This is a genomic window from Lentilactobacillus sunkii DSM 19904, assembly GCF_001435575.1.
Taxonomy (GTDB): domain Bacteria; phylum Bacillota; class Bacilli; order Lactobacillales; family Lactobacillaceae; genus Lentilactobacillus; species Lentilactobacillus sunkii.
Genome location: NZ_AZEA01000003.1, coordinates 64,269 through 83,519, shown reverse-complemented (window position 1 = coordinate 83,519; position 19,251 = coordinate 64,269). Strand labels below are relative to the sequence as shown.

General features: G+C 42.0%; 19 protein-coding genes. 18 read left to right on the top strand and 1 reads right to left on the bottom strand.

Annotation, left to right across the window (positions count from 1 at the left end; all coding sequences use genetic code 11):
* Position 1: 1 nt before the first annotated feature.
* The 17 genes from mutL to trxA all read left to right on the top strand — a co-directional run bounded on the left by mutL (position 2) and on the right by trxA (position 17,621).
* The gene (gene mutL / locus FD17_RS03735) at positions 2 to 1,945 is read left to right on the top strand and encodes a DNA mismatch repair endonuclease MutL (protein WP_057823768.1); all 1,944 of its coding nucleotides are present in this window, start codon (positions 2 to 4) and stop codon (positions 1,943 to 1,945) included.
* 75 nt (positions 1,946 to 2,020) lie between these two features.
* A complete protein-coding gene (gene ruvA / locus FD17_RS03730; protein ID WP_057823767.1) occupies positions 2,021 to 2,620 on the top strand; it encodes a Holliday junction branch migration protein RuvA in 600 nt (199 codons plus the stop codon).
* An 18-nt stretch (positions 2,621 to 2,638) separates the two neighbouring features.
* Positions 2,639 to 3,667, top strand: a complete 1,029-nt coding sequence (ruvB, locus tag FD17_RS03725) for a Holliday junction branch migration DNA helicase RuvB (protein ID WP_057823765.1) — start codon at positions 2,639 to 2,641, stop codon at positions 3,665 to 3,667.
* Positions 3,668 to 3,671: 4 nt separating this feature from the next.
* Positions 3,672 to 4,712 carry a tRNA preQ1(34) S-adenosylmethionine ribosyltransferase-isomerase QueA gene (queA, locus tag FD17_RS03720; RefSeq protein WP_057823763.1) on the top strand — a complete coding sequence of 347 codons (1,041 nt, stop codon included), beginning with the start codon at positions 3,672 to 3,674 and terminating at the stop codon, positions 4,710 to 4,712.
* Positions 4,713 to 4,724: 12 nt separating this feature from the next.
* A complete protein-coding gene (gene tgt / locus FD17_RS03715) occupies positions 4,725 to 5,867 on the top strand; it encodes a tRNA guanosine(34) transglycosylase Tgt (RefSeq protein ID WP_057823761.1) in 1,143 nt (380 codons plus the stop codon).
* A gap of 88 nt (positions 5,868 to 5,955) precedes the next feature.
* Positions 5,956 to 6,345 carry a preprotein translocase subunit YajC gene (gene yajC / locus FD17_RS03710; protein WP_057823970.1) on the top strand — a complete coding sequence of 130 codons (390 nt, stop codon included), beginning with the start codon at positions 5,956 to 5,958 and terminating at the stop codon, positions 6,343 to 6,345.
* A gap of 89 nt (positions 6,346 to 6,434) precedes the next feature.
* The gene (gene dinB / locus FD17_RS03705; RefSeq protein ID WP_057823759.1) at positions 6,435 to 7,523 is read left to right on the top strand and encodes a DNA polymerase IV; all 1,089 of its coding nucleotides are present in this window, start codon (positions 6,435 to 6,437) and stop codon (positions 7,521 to 7,523) included.
* A gap of 82 nt (positions 7,524 to 7,605) precedes the next feature.
* Positions 7,606 to 8,553: a DHH family phosphoesterase gene (locus FD17_RS03700; protein WP_057823757.1), complete on the top strand. Its 948-nt coding sequence runs from the start codon at positions 7,606 to 7,608 to the stop codon at positions 8,551 to 8,553.
* Between the two features lie 8 nt (positions 8,554 to 8,561).
* Positions 8,562 to 9,923 carry a DEAD/DEAH box helicase gene (locus FD17_RS03695; protein ID WP_057823756.1) on the top strand — a complete coding sequence of 454 codons (1,362 nt, stop codon included), beginning with the start codon at positions 8,562 to 8,564 and terminating at the stop codon, positions 9,921 to 9,923.
* A 271-nt stretch (positions 9,924 to 10,194) separates the two neighbouring features.
* On the top strand, positions 10,195 to 12,837 hold the full coding sequence (gene alaS, locus FD17_RS03690; protein ID WP_057823753.1) for an alanine--tRNA ligase: 2,643 nt from the start codon (positions 10,195 to 10,197) through the stop codon (positions 12,835 to 12,837).
* A gap of 108 nt (positions 12,838 to 12,945) precedes the next feature.
* A complete protein-coding gene (locus FD17_RS03685) occupies positions 12,946 to 13,242 on the top strand; it encodes an IreB family regulatory phosphoprotein (protein ID WP_057823751.1) in 297 nt (98 codons plus the stop codon).
* On the top strand, positions 13,239 to 13,673 hold the full coding sequence (gene ruvX, locus FD17_RS03680) for a Holliday junction resolvase RuvX (protein ID WP_057823749.1): 435 nt from the start codon (positions 13,239 to 13,241) through the stop codon (positions 13,671 to 13,673). The genes FD17_RS03685 and ruvX overlap by 4 nt, the downstream gene beginning before the upstream one ends.
* A 14-nt stretch (positions 13,674 to 13,687) precedes the next feature.
* Complete coding sequence (locus FD17_RS03675) at positions 13,688 to 14,014, top strand: DUF1292 domain-containing protein (RefSeq protein WP_057823747.1); 327 nt, start codon at positions 13,688 to 13,690, stop codon at positions 14,012 to 14,014.
* A gap of 90 nt (positions 14,015 to 14,104) precedes the next feature.
* Entirely contained in the window at positions 14,105 to 14,347 is a 243-nt protein-coding gene (locus FD17_RS03670; protein WP_057823745.1) for a cell division protein ZapA, read from the top strand.
* Complete coding sequence (locus FD17_RS03665) at positions 14,348 to 14,866, top strand: CvpA family protein (RefSeq protein ID WP_057823743.1); 519 nt, start codon at positions 14,348 to 14,350, stop codon at positions 14,864 to 14,866.
* Complete coding sequence (locus FD17_RS03660) at positions 14,863 to 17,229, top strand: endonuclease MutS2 (RefSeq protein WP_057823741.1); 2,367 nt, start codon at positions 14,863 to 14,865, stop codon at positions 17,227 to 17,229. Before FD17_RS03665 ends, FD17_RS03660 begins: the two co-directional genes overlap by 4 nt.
* Before the next feature lie 80 nt (positions 17,230 to 17,309).
* Positions 17,310 to 17,621 carry a thioredoxin gene (gene trxA, locus FD17_RS03655; protein WP_057823739.1) on the top strand — a complete coding sequence of 104 codons (312 nt, stop codon included), beginning with the start codon at positions 17,310 to 17,312 and terminating at the stop codon, positions 17,619 to 17,621.
* A gap of 176 nt (positions 17,622 to 17,797) precedes the next feature.
* Here trxA and FD17_RS03650 read toward each other — a convergent pair whose 3' ends face one another.
* Positions 17,798 to 18,322 carry a DUF2507 domain-containing protein gene (locus FD17_RS03650; protein ID WP_057823737.1) on the bottom strand — a complete coding sequence of 175 codons (525 nt, stop codon included), beginning with the start codon at positions 18,320 to 18,322 and terminating at the stop codon, positions 17,798 to 17,800.
* Positions 18,323 to 18,477: 155 nt separating this feature from the next.
* On the opposite strand from FD17_RS03650, the gene murI reads away from it, so the two are divergent.
* Entirely contained in the window at positions 18,478 to 19,248 is a 771-nt protein-coding gene (murI, locus tag FD17_RS03645; protein WP_057823968.1) for a glutamate racemase, read from the top strand.
* The last annotated feature ends 3 nt before the right edge of the window (positions 19,249 to 19,251 follow it).

Genomic DNA, 19,251 nt, shown 5'->3' with positions numbered 1-19,251 from the left:
GGTGATCGATTTGAACGAAATTCATAAGCTGCCGACAATTCTTTCTAATCAAATAGCCGCTGGAGAAGTTGTTGAACGACCGTCATCAGTAGTTAAAGAATTAGTCGAAAACTCAATAGATGCACACAGCTCTGAAATTGATGTTACAGTCGAGAATTCAGGCTTGAAGCTGATAAAGGTGGTTGACGACGGGAATGGAATTGATTCTTCCCAAGTTCAAACAGCTTTTCTTCGTCATGCCACCAGTAAAATTTCTGAACAACGGGACCTTTTCCGGGTTCGAACACTGGGCTTTCGTGGTGAAGCGCTGCCCAGTATCAGTTCAGTGGCCAATGTGAAGATGAAAACTTCTACTGGGTCAATCGGAACCGAGGTTGAGTATAAGGGCGGTAAATTGGTTGAGCAGAAGGCATCGGAGTCTCGAAAGGGGACAACCGTTGAAGTTGCCTCGTTGTTTTATAACACGCCGGCTCGACTGAAATATTTAAGTTCGCCAAATACTGAACTCGCCAAGATTTCTGATATTGTTAACCGGCTTGCACTGAGTCATCCAGAAATTGCTTTTTCGTTTATCAGCAACGGCAGGGAGTTGTTGAGAACTTCCGGTCGGGGTGACCTGCTTCAGGTGCTTGGCGCGATTTACGGTGTCAAAACGGTTTCCAAGATGCAGCCGATCAAAGGCAAAGATCTTGATATCAAGGTCAGTGGCTTTGTCAGTCTGCCCGAATTGACCCGTTCAAGCCGCAATTATATTTCACTGATTCTCAATGGTCGGTTCATTCGCAACTTTCCACTTACCAAGGCTGTGATTGCCGGTTATGGCTCAAAGTTAATGATTGGCCGGTTTCCAATTGCCGTTATCAAAATCGATGCCGATCCGGCATTGATTGATGTGAATGTCCATCCTACCAAACAGGAAGTTCGAATCAGTGATGAACCGGCAATTGGTAAGCTGATTTCAGATGCCATTTATGACATGCTTCGTGATAAACAGCTGATCCCGGATGCTACCAGGGACTTTAAGAAACCGTTTAACGCAACACCTCATCAATTCAGTGTTTCAACGGATGAACAAGTCAACACCAATCCGCCGTTATTTGCAGTGGATTCAGAACCGGTGCCGACAATTAGTCAGACCAATGTGACGCCGGTGGTTGTCAAATCAAGAGATGATCTTGACAGTTCACAAGTGAACCAATTTGATGAATTATTAAAAAACGAACCCAGCTCCGTGCCCGTGTTTGAAAGCAATCCAGTTGACAGCTCCATGCAAAATCAACAGGAGGGCCATGACCTTGATCAACCTGAGCAGTCCGAATTAGTGGTGGAAACCGGTTTTCCACATTTAAATTATATCGGTCAGGTTCATGGAACCTATCTGGTTGCTGAAACCGCCGATAATATGTATCTGGTTGACCAACATGCCGCCCAAGAGCGAATTAATTATGAATTTTACAGAAAACAAATTGGCGAAGTTTCCGATGACCAGCAAAAACTGCTGGTGCCGATCGTGTTGGATTATTCAACGTCCGATTTTTTACTCATCAGCGATCATATGGACTTACTTGATCAGCTTGGGATTCATCTGGAACAATTTGGCCAAAACAGTTTTATTGTCCGTGAGCACCCAATGTGGTTCAAGGCAGGCCAGGAAGAAGATACAATCAAAGAAATGATTGATTGGATTTTATCCGACCATAAAATTTCAGTCGCTGCCTTTCGCGAAAAAACTGCCATCATGATGAGCTGTAAGCGGGCAATCAAAGCCAACCATCATCTTGATGAGCTTCAGGCAAAGGCATTGCTCAAACGACTTCCTGAATGTGAGAACCCATATAACTGCCCACATGGACGGCCGGTATTGGTTAAATTTACCAACGAAGAGATTGAAAAGATGTTCAAACGAATTCAGGATCCTCATCATACAGACCAGGAGATCATTTAAAATGTTGCCCGCCCGTAATGGTGATATGTTACAATTTATTAGGCAAACATACGTTTTAATGAAGAGGAGAAACTGATGTTCGAATTCTTGGAAGGTACTGTCGTTGATATTACGCCAACCCATATCGTGTTGTTGGTTGGTGGGGTTGGTTACTTGATCAACACCGCTGATCCATACCATTTCAATGTGGATGATCAAAAAGTGATTAGGGTATACATCTATCAATCTGTGAGTGACACGGCAATCTTATTGTTTGGCTTTGCGACGATTGAAGATAAACAAATTTTTGAAAAATTAATTTCAGTTTCTGGAATCGGTCCAAAAAGTGCGTTGGCAATTCTTGCCGGCAATGACCGTGATGGGCTGATTTCAGCCATTAATAATGAGGATGTCAAGTTCCTCACCAAATTTCCTGGTGTTGGTAAGAAAACTGCCCGCCAGATTATTTTGGATATGCAGGGTAAACTAGACGACATTTCAACAACAGCCGTTGATAATCGGCAGGTTGGCGTTCAAAGCGAAAAGACACCAGAGCTTTCAGATGCATTATCTGCCTTGGAAGCTTTGGGATATGGTGCTAAACAAATTGATGGCATTGAACCGGATTTGGCCAAACAAACCGGTCTGTCCACCGACCAGTATTTAAGCTTAGGATTAAAACTATTGATGCACTAGGAATGAGGAGATGATAGATTGGCCAATGAAAAAGATGATCGACTGATATCTCCAGAGAATGTGGATGCCGACGAAACCAACATTGAAAAATCACTTCGTCCCCAACTGCTTAGTGAGTATATTGGACAAGATGACGTTAAAAACGAGTTAAAGGTCTATATAAAGGCTGCCAAGCAGCGTGAGGAATCATTGGACCATGTTCTGTTGTATGGGCCCCCTGGACTTGGTAAGACCACTTTGGCAATGGTTATCGCCAACGAAATGGGTGTTAATATACGCACAACCAGTGGACCGGCAATTGATAAGCCCGGTGATTTGCTTTCCCTGTTGAATGAACTTCAGCCAGGGGATGTCCTGTTCATCGATGAAATCCATCGGCTTCCCAAAGTGGTTGAGGAAATGCTTTATTCCGCGATGGAAGACTTCTTCGTGGATATTATTGTCGGACAGGGCTCCGGTGCCCACCCAATTCATTTTCCGCTTCCGCCTTTCACATTGATTGGCGCTACGACTCAGGCGGGGATGCTGTCTGCACCTTTGCGGGATCGATTTGGGATTGTTGAACATATGAACTATTACAAGACTTCTGATTTGGAAGACATTGTTCGACGGACTGCCGACATTTTTCAAATTGATATTCAAGAATCCGGCGCCCATGAAATTGCACTTCGATCTCGGGGAACGCCTCGGGTTGCCAACCGCTTGCTGAAACGGATTCGGGATTTTGCCCAAGTTTCAGATAAGGACAGTGTTGATTTGGAGATTGTTCGTTATGCACTGTCGAGGTTAAAGGTTGATGACTTGGGATTGGACGATACCGATATCAAACTGTTAACGACGATGATCAAGTATTACGATGGGGGCCCGGTTGGGCTAAACACGTTAGCAGCAAATATTGGTGAAGAAACCGACACGATTGCTGAAATGTATGAACCCTATCTGCTCCAAATCGGTTTGATCAAACGGACCGCACGCGGGCGAATTGTAACCCCCAAAGGCTATGCTCACTTGAGCTATCCGATGCCTCATAAGGACGAAAGGAATTAACATTTTGAAAACAAATTACACCCTTGAAGATTTTGACTATAATCTTCCTCATGAATTAATTGCCCAAACCCCGATTAAAGATCGTGACGAATCCCGACTGTTGGTTTTGAATAAAGATACCGGTGAGATGGAAGACCGGCGATTTTATAATATTATCGATTATTTGAATCCGGGGGATGCCCTGGTGATGAATGACTCCAAAGTGATGCCTGCCAGGATCTACGGTGTTAAAGAAGATACCGGCGGCCACATGGAAGTGCTCCTGCTTCATAACATTGAAGGGGACCGTTGGGAGACTTTGATGAAGCCCGCTAAAAAGGCCAAAGTCGGTACTGTAATCAACTTTGGTGATGGCCAACTAAAAGCGGTTGTCACGAAAGAACTGGATCATGGTGGCCGTGAAATTGAATTCAAATATGACGGCATCTTCATCGAAATTTTGGAACGGCTTGGCGAAACACCGCTACCACCATATATTAAAGAAAAGCTCGATGATCCCAATCGCTACCAAACGGTTTATGCCAAAAAAATGGGTTCTGCTGCGGCACCGACTGCCGGTCTTCACTGGACTAAAGAGCTTTTGAAAAAGGTTGAAGATAAAGGTGTTCACTTAGTTTATCTGACACTTCACGTCGGGTTGGGAACGTTCCGACCGGTAGATGAAGAAAACATCGAAGACCATAAAATGCACAGTGAGTTTTATCGATTATCAGAAGAAGCCGCCGAAACACTGAATTCAGTTCGTCAAAACGGCGGAAAGATTGTCGCCACGGGAACGACTTCGATTCGAACCTTGGAAACCGTCGGCACAAAATTTGATGGTGAGATTCGCCCTGATTCCGGATGGACGGATATTTTCATCAAACCAGGCTATGACTGGAAAGTTGTTGATTCATTTATTACCAATTTTCATCTTCCAAAATCAACACTGGTCATGTTGGTGGCATCGTTCACCGGTCGTGACAACATTTTAAATGCTTATCAGCATGCCATTGACGAAAAGTATCGCTTCTTCAGTTTTGGCGATGCGATGTATATTCATTAGGAGGATTATTATATGCAACCAGCGATAACTTATCGCTTGATCAAAAAAGAGAAGCATACAGGTGCCAGATTAGGCGAAATCACAACGCCCCACGGAACTTTTAGGACGCCGATGTTTATGCCGGTTGGAACCCAGGCAACAGTCAAAACCCTTGCTCCGGAAGAATTGGATCAGATGGGGTCAACCATCATTTTGGCAAATACTTACCACCTTTGGCTGCGCCCAGGTGAAGATATTGTTAAAGAAGCTGGTGGCCTTCATAAATTTATGAATTGGGACAAAGGAATTTTAACGGATTCCGGTGGTTTCCAAGTTTTCTCCCTTGCAAAAAATCGTGACATTACTGAAGAGGGTGTCACTTTTAAAAATGAAATCAACGGTTCGAAGATGTTTTTATCCCCTGAAAAGGCGATTCAAATTGAAAATGATCTTGGACCCGATATCATGATGAGCCTCGATGAATGTCCGCCGTTTTTTGAGTCATACGACTATGTTAAGAAGTCTGTTGAACGAACAAGTCGATGGGCAGAACGTGGATTGAAAGCTCACAAGAACCCTGATTGGCAGGGACTTTTTGGAATTGTTCAGGGAGCCGGGTTTGAAGATTTGCGTAAGCAATCAGCCCAAGACTTGGTCAGTCTCGATTTTCCCGGTTACTCAATCGGTGGATTGTCAGTTGGTGAGTCTAAGCAGGAAATGAACCGGATTCTGGAATCAACAAGTCCCCTTTTGCCTGAAAATAAACCCCGTTATTTGATGGGGGTAGGGGCCACTGATTCATTAATTGATGGTGTTATTCGAGGAATTGACATGTTCGATTGCGTCCTTCCAACCAGAATTGCGAGAAATGGGACGGTTATGACTTCCCACGGTCGTTTAGTTGTCAAAAACGCCAAATATGCCCGTGATTTTACACCCTTGGATGATCAATGCAATTGCTATACATGCCGTAACTACACACGGGCCTACATTCGTCATTTGGTTAAAACTGATGAAACATTTGGTCTTCGTTTGTGCAGTTATCATAACTTGTATTACTTGATTCATTTGATGAAGCGGGTTCAACAGGCAATAATGGATGACAACCTATTAGATCTTCGTGCTGAAGTTTTTGAACAGTACGGCTATAACAAGCCAAACGCAAAAAACTTTTAGGTATAGACTATTGAGGCCGTATTTGGTAAAGTATTCTTATGGAAAGCGTGGGTGAAAAATATTGAATCAATCTTATTACTCAATTTTAATGATTGTTGTCCTGTTTGCGGTTATGTACTTCTTAATGATCCGTCCACAGAGAAAGCAACAACAAAAGCGTCGTGAACAACTTTCAAAGATCAAGGAGGGCGATCAGGTTATTACTATCGGTCGTCTTCACGGTGTGGTTGATGAAATCAACGAAGCTGAAAAGACAGTTACATTGGATTGTGACGGCATCTATCTGGTGTTTGACTTGAGCGCAATTGCGTCAGTTAAGCAGCCAGCTGTTGCCACTCCGGCAGCTAACAGCAATGCCGATGCCGGTAACAAGGCATCTGATGATAACAAAGACGATTCTGCTGCATCTGATGCTGATCAGAAATCAACTGAAAGTTCTGATCAAGCTCATGATGACTCAAAATCAGAAGAAAAATAGCTTTCGCTCAGCGGTTGGGAAGATCACTTTTTATCCCAACCATTTTTTTACACCAGGTAAGAACATACGTTTGATTAAGAGTGATATCAATGAAAACAAAAGACAGAAAAATCATCCATGTTGATATGGATGCCTTTTATGCTTCAATAGAAGAACGGGAAGATCCCAGCTTGAAATCCAAACCGTTAATTGTCGCAAAGGATCCTCGGAAGACCGGTGGAAGAGGTGTCGTTTCAACAGCGAACTATAATGCTCGAAAATATGGCGTTCATTCGGCCATGAGTGCAATGAAAGCCTTGGAATTGTGCCCGAATGCCGTCTTTAGATTTTCGGGATTTGACTTATATCGATCGGTTTCCAATCAGATTCATGAAATTTTTCATGAGTATACTGAAATGACCGAGTATGTCGCTCTGGACGAGGCTTATTTGGACATCACCGACAACAAGAAACATGTTCTTGATCCGATCCAGGTTGCCAGAATGATTCAAAATGAAATTTGGGATCAAACTCATTTAACCTGTTCAGTGGGTGTGTCATATAACAAATTTTTGGCTAAAGAGGCTTCTGATTATGCCAAGCCTGTTGGGATAACGGTGATTGAACAAAGGGATGCGCTTGAATTTTTGGCGAAATTGCCCATTGAAAAGTTTCGTGGGGTAGGCAAGAAGACGGTTCCCAAAATGCGCGAATTAAATATTAACAATGGTGAGGATCTCCTTGCGTGGTCTCAAATGGATTTGATTAAGCACTTTGGTAAATTTGGATATGTTCTTTATGAGCGGGCCCGCGGAATTGATGAAAGGCCGGTTGAGTATCAACGGGTACGTAAATCAATTGGTAAAGAGCGCACTTTTGGACCTGCCATTGATAACCAGTCTGAGGTTGATGCTGCACTGCAGCGAATTGCGGGGATGGTCGTGAAGACCATGGATGATAAGAAGAAGCACGGTAAAACGTTGGTTCTTAAAATCCGTTATGCTGATTTTTCAACTTTTACCAAAAGAATGACACTGGACAATTACATCAAGAATAGCCCCGAAGAATATTTTGCATTGGCAAATGATTTACTGGTGGATATGCCAGACATCACCAAAGGGGTCCGGCTACTGGGAATTACCATTACCAATCTGGACGATCTCAGCTATGAAAATATTGTTCTGCACCTGTTCAATTAAGTGATTACACGATTCCGGTTTATCTTATTCACTAATTAATGTATACTAAAGTGTTCAACAATAAAACAATGGAGCAATTAATATGGCAATTCAAGATCAAATACTTAATGAAATTAAGAAATTTAAAACAATTATTATTCATCGTCACAAGCGACCAGATCCCGATGCAATCGGATCACAAATGGGTTTGGCTCAATTGATCAAGGGTTCATTTCCAGACAAAACGGTTTTATGTGCAGGCAAGCAGTACGAGAGTTTTGCCTGGTTGGGGACAACTGATGAAATCACCGATGAACAATATAAAGATGCATTGGTGATTGTCGTTGATACCGCAAATCAACCACGTGTGGATGATGAACGCTATACCACCGGTAAAGAGTTGATCAAGATTGATCATCACCCAAACGATGATCAATTTGGCGACATCATGTGGGTTGAACCGGAGTCTTCAAGTACTTCTGAGTTAATCTATGATTTCTTTGATGCGAACAAGGATCAATTAACCTTACCAGCAGAGGGTGCCCGTTTGCTTTACGCAGGAATTGTTGGTGATACCGGCAGATTTATGTACCCATCAACGTCACCGCATACACTTGAAGTTGCCTCAAAATTGGCAACTTATGATTTTTCAACAAGTGAAGTCAACAAAATAGAAGATGAGATTGACATTCCACTTGCGCGCCTATCGGCTTATGTCTATGAAAATTTGAACATTCTTGATAGCGGTGCCGCTTATCTGGTATTGTCCAATAAAGTGTTGGAGCCTTTCAAGCTTGGTGATGAAAGTACGTCTGCCGTTGTGCCGTTACCCGGTAAGATCAAGCAGGTGGTGTCTTGGGCGATTTTTGTCGAGCAAAAAGACGGATCATTCCGTATCCGATTGAGATCCAAAGGGCCTGAAATCAATGAACTGGCCAAGCAATACGGCGGTGGCGGACATCCACTTGCCAGTGGCGCGGTCGTTGAAGACGAAGACCATATCAAAGATTTTGTTAAAGATTTAAACGATCTTGTTGCCAAAAACAAGTAGGAGAATATATGAGTAATTTTTCAGAATTTAATTTGAAGCCTTTTTTAGTGGACGCGGTTAAGGAACTTAACTTTTCTCAACCAACTCCGGTACAGGAAAAAGTCATTCCTGTGATTATGCAGGGCAGAGACGTTGTTGGTCAATCCGCTACAGGTAGTGGTAAGACCCACGCCTTTTTACTGCCGATCTTTAATCAGTTGGATCCGGACAAAGACGAAGTTCAAGCGGTTATCACGACTCCCAGTCGTGAACTGGCTTATCAAATTATTGATGCGGCCAAACAGCTTGCCAAACATAGTGACAAACCGATTTCAATCGGTCATTACGTTGGTGGAACCGACAAGGTCCGACAGGAAAAGAAAATCAAACATGAACAGCCACAGTTGGTGATTGGAACTCCTGGGCGAATCTGGGATTTGATTCAAAATGGTGGACTTGATGTCCATACGGCTTCTCAATTAGTCATTGATGAAGCAGATATGACACTTGATATGGGATTCTTGGATGTTGTGGACAATATTGCTGCCAGTTTTGGTAAGCATGTTCAGATGATGGTTTTCTCAGCCACGATTCCTCAAAAAATCAATGTCTTTTTGAAGAAATATATGGTTAATCCATTTATTGAAGAAATTCCCGTTTCGACAATCATTAGTCCAACCATTGATAACTGGTTAATTTCAACCAAGGGCCAAGACAAAAACCAATTGATTTACAAGCTGTTAACCATTGGTGAGCCATATCTGGTATTAATTTTTGCAAATACCAGAAAACGGGTTGAAGAATTGACTGACTATCTCAAGGGTCAGGGCTTAAAGGTTGCAATGATTCACGGTGGTATGAAGCCCCGTGAACGTAAGCAGGTTATGAGACGAGTCAAGAATCTCGATTTCCAATTTGTGGTTGCCACTGATTTGGCTGCCCGTGGAATTGATATCGAAGGTGTTTCTGACGTTATCAATGACGACATTCCCACTGAAGATTTGGAATTCTTCATCCATCGTGTTGGCCGAACTGGTCGAAATGGGATGTCTGGAACCTCAATCACCTTATATTCACCTGATGAGGAAAAATCAGTTGAAGAACTTGAAGATATGGGAATTCATTTCAAACCCAAAGCTCTCAAGAATGGTGAAATTGTTGATTCTTATGATCGAAACCGACGAAAGACTCATCGGAAAAAGCATGATAAGCTTGATCCAACTATGATTGGTATGATTAAAAAGAAAAAGAAGCACATCAAGCCTGGATATAAGCGGCGGATTAAGAACACAATTGCCCGCAAGGATGAAATGGATCGCCGGGTTGCTAAACGAGAAGAAGCCAGAGCCAAGCGTAAGCAGCGAAAGAGCAGTTCTTCACGTTATAAGTAACATGTCATTGACACCATATTCACAAAAAAGTATACTTTGAGATGTGTTAAGAACATGCCATGTAAATCTCCGTTTTCAGAGACGCTTTGGTTGGTGAGAAAAGCGACAGGATTTGCATGGTGCTCTCTTAAAAATTTAAATTGTAAAACGCAACTCTACGTTATAGAGATCAAGTGGTTAACGATGAACATCGTTGCAATCAGAGTGGTACCGCGTCAATCGGCGTCTCTGTTAGCAACGGTGTTTTAATTTTGTCAAAGGAGAAAAGAGCATGAAACAGTTAAGCAGCAGTCAAATTAGACAAATGTACTTGGACTTTTTCCAAGAAAAGGGGCACACGATTGAACCGAGTGCTTCACTTATTCCAGTAGATGACCCGACTTTACTCTGGATTAACTCTGGTGTTGCAACCATGAAGAAGTATTTCGATGGTTCAGTTGTACCAAAGAATCCACGGATGACCAGCTCACAGAAGAGTATTCGGACCAATGATATCGAAAACGTCGGTAAAACCCCACGTCATCATACTTTATTTGAAATGCTGGGGAACTTCTCGGTTGGTGATTACTTTAAAAAAGAAGCCATTGCCTGGGCATTTGAATTATTGACTTCACCAAAGTGGTTTGGCTGGGATAAAGATAAGCTTTTCATGACAGTTTACCCAAAGGACAAAGATGCCAAGATGTATTGGGAAAAAGTCGGTGTTGCACCTGATCACATCATTGAAATTGAAGACAACTTTTGGGATATTGGCCAGGGACCATCCGGGCCAGACTCAGAAATCTTTTATGATCGTGGCAAGGACTTTGACAACTTGGCTGATGACGATCCTGAAAATTATCCGGGTGGTGAAAATGATCGTTGGCTTGAAGTATGGAACATTGTGTTTTCACAATTCAACCACACACCACAAGATACTTACGAACCGCTACCTCGTAAAAACATTGATACGGGAATGGGACTCGAACGAGTGGTTTCAATTTTTCAACATGCCCGAACAAATTTTGAAACCGACTTATTCCTACCAATGATTCGTAAGACAGAGGAATTAAGTGATAACAAGAAATATGATACAAATAAGAAAGACAATGAAGCTTTCAGAATCATTGCCGATCATTCACGGGCAATTACCGTTGCAATTGGTGACGGTGCCTTACCATCAAACGTTGGCCGGGGTTATGTTATCCGTCGATTGATTCGTCGGGCAATTGTTAATGGTCAGCGTCTTGGAATCAACGAAGCTTTCTTGTACAAGCTGGTTCCAGTGGTTGGGGAGACCTTGAAGTCTTATTACCCTGATGTCTTGAAGCAAAAAGATTATATTGCCAAGGTGGTCCGATCAGAAGAAGACCGATTTAACGAAACCCTGGCTGACGGCTTGAAGCTGTTTGGTCAAGTGGTCAAAGAAGCTAAGGCCAATAATCAGACGGTCATTGACGGGCCAACTGCCTTCAAACTGTATGATACTTATGGTTTTCCAGTAGAATTAACTCAAGAAGAAGCCAGCGATGCCGGTTTATCAGTTGATAAGGAAGGCTTCAAAGCTGAAATGCAAAAGCAGAAGGATCGTGCCCGTAAAGCCCGTAGTGGTGCCAAGTCGATGGGCGTCCAACGCGATCTTTTGATTGAAATTAAAGATGCCAGCGAATATGTCGGCTATGATACATTAGATGTCGACAACGCCAAACTGCTTGACATCGTCGAAAACGAGAAATTGGTTGACACTTCCAAGGGTGGAACGGTTGAAGTTATTTTTGATAAGACACCGTTCTACGCTGAAATGGGTGGTCAAGTGGCCGACCGTGGTGTTATCCTCGACGAGGAAGGCGATAAAGTCGCTGACGTCGTTGATGTTCAACACGCACCAAATGGACAGAATCTCCACACATTAAAGACTCAAGAGCCACTTGAAAAAGGCAAAAACTATCATTTGATTGTTGATAAATTATTCCATAGTCGAGTTGAAAAAAATCACACGGCTACTCATTTGCTTGATCAATCACTTCGAAACGTATTGGGTGGGCATACTCAACAAGCGGGTTCATTGGTTGAACCCAACTATTTGCGGTTTGACTTTAATCACTTTGGTCAAGTGACCGATGATGATCTCCAAAAAGTTGAAGATATGGTTAACAGACAAATCTTTAATGAAATCAACGTTGATACTGTCGTAACTGACCCCAAGACTGGTAAGAAAATGGGTGCAATTGCTTTGTTCAGTGAAAAATATGGGGACAAAGTTCGAGTTGTCAGCATTGGTGATTTTTCAGTTGAATTCTGTGGTGGTACCCACGTAACCAACACGCGTGACATCGGTTTGTTTAAAATTGTTTCTGAATCCGGTGTTGGCGCTGGTGTTCGTCGGATTGAAGCCGTTACAGCAAAAGATGCATTCAAGATGCTCAACGATCATGAAAAAGAACTCAAGCAAATTGCCAGTGACTTGAAAGTTACTCAAATTAAGGACACGCCTAAACGAGTTGGTCAATTACAGACAGAAATCAAGGATCTGACTCAAAAGCAACAGTCGCTCGAAGCCAAACTGGCTGGACAGCAGGCCCAAAATGTTTTTGCTGATAAGAAGACAGCCGGCAATTACTCAATTATTACCGGAATTATCAAGGATGCCGGCATGGATCAGTTGCGTCAATTAGCCGATACATGGCGTTCAAAGGAATTGTCTGATGTGCTGGTACTTGGAACCGGTAGTGGTGACAAAGCCAACTTAATTGTTGCTGTGGCTGATGAAAAGATTAAGGCCGGTATCAAAGCCGGTGACTTGATTAAGTCAATTGCAGGTAACATCAAAGGTGGCGGCGGTGGCCGTCCAAACATGGCTCAAGCGGGCGGTAAAGATCCTGCAGGGCTTGATAAAGCAATGAGTGCAGCGGTTGATTGGTTAGCAACAAAGTAATTATTACACCACGGTTACATGTCCGTTACATTGGCATACTTGATTGTAGTTTCACTTACAATCAGTTAAAATTAATACAAATGACCTTATGTCATAGAGGTGAATCGTATGAGTTCTTTAGATAAAACCATGTTTTTTAATTTTAATGAAGATCAGCCAAAGGACGTTCGTGAAACATTGTTGACTGTTTATGCGGCACTTGAGGAAAAGGGATACAATCCTTATAACCAGATTGTCGGGTATCTAATTTCCGGTGATCCAGCGTACATTCCACGTAACCTTGATGCCCGAAACCTTATCCGCAGACATGAACGTGATGAAATAATCGAGGAATTAGTTCGTTTCTATTTGGATAACCATCCAACTGATAATCATCCAACTGAGACGAAAAAAGGTGAAAAATGAGATTAATGGGTTTAGATGTTGGTTCAAAAACCGTCGGGGTTGCTGTTAGCGATCAGTTAGGCTGGACCTCACAAGGCGTCGAAATAATTCGGATAGACGAGGATAACCAAGAATTTGGTTTGGACCGGGTCTCCGAGTTGGTTGAAAAGTACCAAGTTGATGGCTTCGTTGTCGGGCTTCCGAAGAACATGAATAATTCGTTGGGTCCCCGTGCTGAGGCTTCTGAACAGTATGGCAAACGACTTGAAGATAAGTTTCACTTGCCTGTCGATTTTGAAGATGAGCGGTTGACGACTGTTGAAGCACAGCGAATGCTGACTGAAGAAGCCGATGTCTCCAGAGCAAAGCGGAAAAAAGTGATCGACAAACTGGCCGCCGGCTTGATACTTCAGAATTATTTGGACCGCAGTGGTAAATTAACTAAAATATAGCGAGGTAAACAATTATGGCAGATCAAGAACCAGTACAACAACAAATTACATTAGTCGATGAAAACGGCGATGAAACATTATATGACGTATTATTTACTTTTAAGTCAGAAGACTTTGACCGTTCATACATTTTAATCTATCCAGATGGTAAGGGTGAAGACGAAGAAGTTGAAATCCAAGCTTATGCCTTGCCTAAGGGTGATGATCCAAGTGACCCTCAAGGCGGTGAACTTCAAGCCATTGAGACTGACAAGGAATGGGATATGATTGAATCAGTTTTGAACACATTCCTGGGTAAAGATGATGACGATCAGGATGATGACAGTGACGATAACAAATAATTAGAAGTTGTCATTATGACGAAAGGATTGAGGCGAAGCAGTTATCTAGTCTCAATCCTTTTTAATTGAAATGAATTAGGATGTGATGTAATGTCAGATAGCGAGAAACGACGCTTCAAAGCACATATTGATGGCAAAGACTATGTTTTGATTGGTAAAGGGTCGGTTGACCATATGCAGGCTGTTACTGACTTGCTTAATGAACAGTTGAAGCAGCTTCACGAAGCAATGCCGAGTTCAACAGAGGAACAACGGGCAATTTTGATTGCTTTTAATGCCATTTCGAAACAATTTGAAGTTGAGGAAAAAGCACATAATAAAGAGGTTCATTAGATGATTTTTAGTATTGGGATCATTTTGATTTTGATATTTGGATTTTTACGAGGACTCCACCGTGGTTTTGTCGCAGAAATATTGAGCTTAATTGGGTTTGTCCTGGCTACTTTTGTGAGTCTTGTTGCCACATCACCAATTGCGGCATTTATTAATGATGCTGTTTTTAAGAGTGGGGACAACCAAACTGCTCAGCTTGTGGTCAAATGGGTGATCTTTGCCCTTCTTTTTGGTTTGGTGTGGCGTCTCATTCGCGTAATGCGTAATCTTTTGACTCCTTTAACGAAACTACCAATTGTGCATCAATTAAATTCACTATTGGGTGGATTTGCTGATATCATCATAAAATATCTAATCATCTTTATTTTATTGAATTTTTTGTTGATTTTTCCCAGTGAAACCATTCAGGAACAGTATCAGCAATCTGAGGTTTCCCAATGGATTGTTAAGAAAACTCCGATTCTCTCAGATAAAATGATTCAAATTTGGAATCAACATTCTAGTGAGGTTAATGTATGAACGAAAAAGTATTGGAAACATTGGAATATGGAAAAATTAAGGACCAGCTGTCAAAGTACTTGACCACTGATCGTGGCCGGGAGATCGTTCAATTATTGACTCCCAGCTCATCATTTGAAGCCGTAAACCAACGGCTTGAACAAACTGCTGACGGTGCCGATATTGTCCGTCTCAAAGGCGAAATTCCAATCCCTAAACTGACTGAAATTTCACCATATATGAAGCGTTTGAGAATCGAGAATGCCTCATTGGGCGGTACCGAGCTTTCCCACATTACCAAGTTGTTGCGGGCAGTGCAGGTTGTGGTTGAATTCTTCCAAGATTTGGAAGCAGAGGAAGTTACCTTTAAATCCCTGCCGTCAATTATCAGCAAATTGACCTTAATGCCTGATGTAACCAAGCGAATGGTCGCATCGATTGATGATGATGGCCGCGTTCTAGACGGTGCTTCTTCCGATCTTCGTTCAATTCGGCGGACAATTGTGGCAGCTCAGAGTAATATCCGATCCAAGATGGGAAAGTTCATCAAGGGTTCTGATGCCAAGTATCTTTCAGAACCGATCATTACTGTTCGTGACGGCCGTTTTGTTCTGCCGATTAAGTCCGAGTATAAACAACGTTTTGGCGGGATTATTCATGATCAAAGTGCATCCGGTCAGACCCTTTATGTCGAGCCGAATAATGTTGTTGAAATGAATAATCAATTAAGACGGGATCAGTTGGCTGAACGTGCGGAGGTTCGCCGTATTTTAGGTGAATTGACCAACTTAATCAGGCCACATCGAAATGAGCTGCTGGCAAACATGGATCTGGTCGGTCAACTGGATTTTGTGAATGCAAAGGCCAAATTTGCCCATGCAACGGGAAGCGTTTTGCCAAAGGTTTCAAAAGACAATGTGATTAATTTGAGAAAAGCCCGTCATCCATTAATTGCCAAGGATAAGGTGGTTGCCAATGACATTGAAATTGGTTATAAATACAACACCATTATCGTAACTGGACCGAACACCGGTGGTAAAACGATTACCATTAAGACAGTTGGGTTATTGCAGTTGATGGGGCAATCCGGCTTGTTTGTCACTGCCAATGAAGATTCACAAATTGGCGTTTTTGATAATGTTTTTGCGGATATTGGTGATGAACAGTCGATTGAAGCCAACTTGAGTACCTTCTCATCCCATATGGACAATATCATCACAATTTTGCAGCAAACCAGCCCAAATAGTTTGGTGCTATTGGATGAGCTGGGTGCCGGAACAGATCCCAAAGAAGGGGCTGCTTTGGCAATGGCAATTATTGATGCTTTTCATAAAATTGGCTGTGAGCTGATTGCGACAACTCATTATCCTGAATTGAAAGCTTTTGCCTATAATCGTCCTGGAATAATCAACGCATCGATGGAATTTGATGTTGACACATTGCGGCCAACTTACCGATTTCTATTGGGGATTCCCGGACAAAGTAATGCATTGAACATTGCCAGCAAATTAGGGATGTCAAAGCAAATTATTGACCAGGCACGGGCATTTACCGATTCAGAGAACCAAGACATCAATAACATGATTGAAGAGCTTACAGCGCAAACCAAGCGTGCTCACGACGAAGCTGATGAACTTGATGAGCAGCTGAAAGAGTCAACCCGAATTCATAACGAGCTGCAGGATAAATTTACCAAGTATGAAAATCAAAAAGATCGTTTGACTGAAGAAGCCAAGGAAAAGGCTAATCAGGTTGTTGAAGAAACCAAGAAAAAGGCTGACCAGATTATTGATGATCTTCATAAAAAGCAAGCTCAGGTTGGTAAAGTGGCTGTCAAGGAAAATGAACTAATTGACGCCAAAGGAGCTTTGAACAAACTTGAGACGGCACCTAACCTTGTTAAAAACAAAGTATTGAAAAAGGAAAAAGCCAAGCATGACTTTCATCCGGGCGATGATGTTCTTGTAAAATCATATGGTCAGCAGGGAACACTGCTTCGTCAAGATAAAAATCATACTTGGGATGTTCAAATTGGGATTTTGAAGATGCAGATTGAAGAATCTGATTTGGAAAAATCCGGTCCGGTTAAACAGGATAAAAATCAATACCAGACTCATGTTTCAAGAACTCGTTCAGCAGGGATGTCACCAACCCTTGATCTTCGTGGCCATCGTTATGAAGAAGCCATGACCGAAGTTGATCGATACATTGACTCGGCTCTTCTTGCAGGTTACCCATCTGTAACAATTATTCATGGTAAGGGAACCGGTGCCCTTAGAAAGGGCGTCACCGAATATTTGAAACGTAATCCGCGGGTTAAAAGTTTTGGGTATTCTGCCCCCAATGCCGGTGGTGATGGATCAACCGTTGTTAAACTAAAGTAAAAATAGTTGTGTGCAATTTGGTTGCTTTTTGTCATAAAATTGTTAGTATTAAACTATTAAAGGATTGGAGTGTTTTTAATATGCTTAAAGAAACTACAGATCAAACTTTTGAAAAAGATACTGCTGAAGGCGTTACGTTAACTGATGTATGGGCAACCTGGTGTGGTCCTTGTCGGATGCAGACTCCTGTCATCGAAGAGTTGGCCGAAGAAATGGACAACGTTAAGTTTACAAAAATGGATGCTGATAAGAATCCCCAAACTTTATCCAAGTTTGGCATTATGAGCATCCCAACATTATTGGTTAAAAAAGATGGCAAAGTGGTTGATACGATTGTTGGATATCATCCAAAAGCACAGGTCAAAAAAGTGCTTGATCAATACGCTGGATAAGAATAGATGATTGCGGATGTTAAGATTTTTGCATCCAATTAATAAGGGACTTTAACGTTAATGTTACGTTAAAGTCCCTTATTAGATTCTTCAAAAAAATTTGCAGCCGTATTCTATCAAGATCAACAAAACAGCCTTTCACAAACGAGTGCGTTTGTGGTGGGGTATTTCAGAAATCAATTTGTTTTGTTCTGATCGGCATCATCGTTTTTATCTGGTTCAACAATTTCAAAGATTGACGAAGCTTCCTGGCCATCGGCAGGTTTATCCGGACTGAGGTAAGTACTCAACAAGACAAATCCTTTATTAACATTTGATTTTTCAAGCTCAGCTTCTGCCTGTTGGTTAAGAATGTACTGACAGCTTTGAGCAATGAAACCTGATTCTAGGTAGAAGTCGGGATCTTCAAATGATTTTAAGCGTTGGGCAACAATTTCGCCGCTTAACCGCCAACTGATTTGGTTTCCTGAACGTTTAAGAAGTTTGAGATCACCAAATTTAAACTGCTTAAAGAACGTTTCAAGGTCCTCATAGGTTGCCAAACGATGGTTCCTGGCGAGGTGCTTACCGGCCCAGTATGAAATTTCATGAGCGTCTTTTCCAAGTATTTCCGGAATCAGTGAATCTCGTATCAATTCCTGGCCTAAAAGGCTTTTCATTGTATCATCGTTAATAAAACTTTTGTATACTTCGTTATCCATTTTTTAATCTCCATCAATGCAAAATGTAATAAATTAATTATACAATATAATTATTAATCTTGTTTTAAGTTGAACATAAGTTTCTTTTGCAAGATAATAATGTTATTGAAACAAGGGAAGAAGGAATTCTGTTGGATAATCGGCCAATTGGTGTAATGGACTCGGGGGTTGGGGGACTTACTGTCCTAAAAGAAATGACCAAAACCCTCCCAAATGAATCGTACATCTTTATTGGCGACCAGGCCAATTTACCATACGGGCAAAAGAGTTCTGAGACTGTTCGAAAGTTAACGAAACGAATTGCGGACTACATGGTCGAACAAGATGTGAAGATGTTTGTGATTGCCTGTAATACAGCGACTGCTGCCGCTTATGAATATTTAAAAAAGATTTTACCGATTCCAGTGATCGGGGTGATTGAACCTGGTGCAAAAATGGCAGTTAAAGCCTCTAAATCAGGACAGATTGGCGTTATTGCGACAAATGGGACTGTTCGATCGGGAGACTATGAGCGCTTGATCAAGGCCCAAAATCCATTAGCCAATGTTTCTTCACTTGGCTGTCCAGAGTTTGTCACGATGGTGGAAGAAGGTTTGGCAGGGACTGTTGAGGCGCAGGTTGCCGTTAATAATCGCCTTGCGTGGTTTATGGATAAGCCGATTGATACCTTGATCATGGGGTGTACCCATTTTCCAGTACTTCAAGAAGAAATCCAAAACGTGATGGGAGATTCTGTTGAGTTGATTGACCCCGGCGTTGCCACTGCAAAGCAGGTATTTGATTATCTGAGTACGCACGATGCATTTTTTGATGGCGGTCAGGTTCACCAGAGGAAGTTTTATACAACTGGTAACCCAACTGATTTTGCAAAGATCGCCGACAAATTACTTGGCACGCCAATTTCTGCTGTTCAGCTGGATATTTAAAGG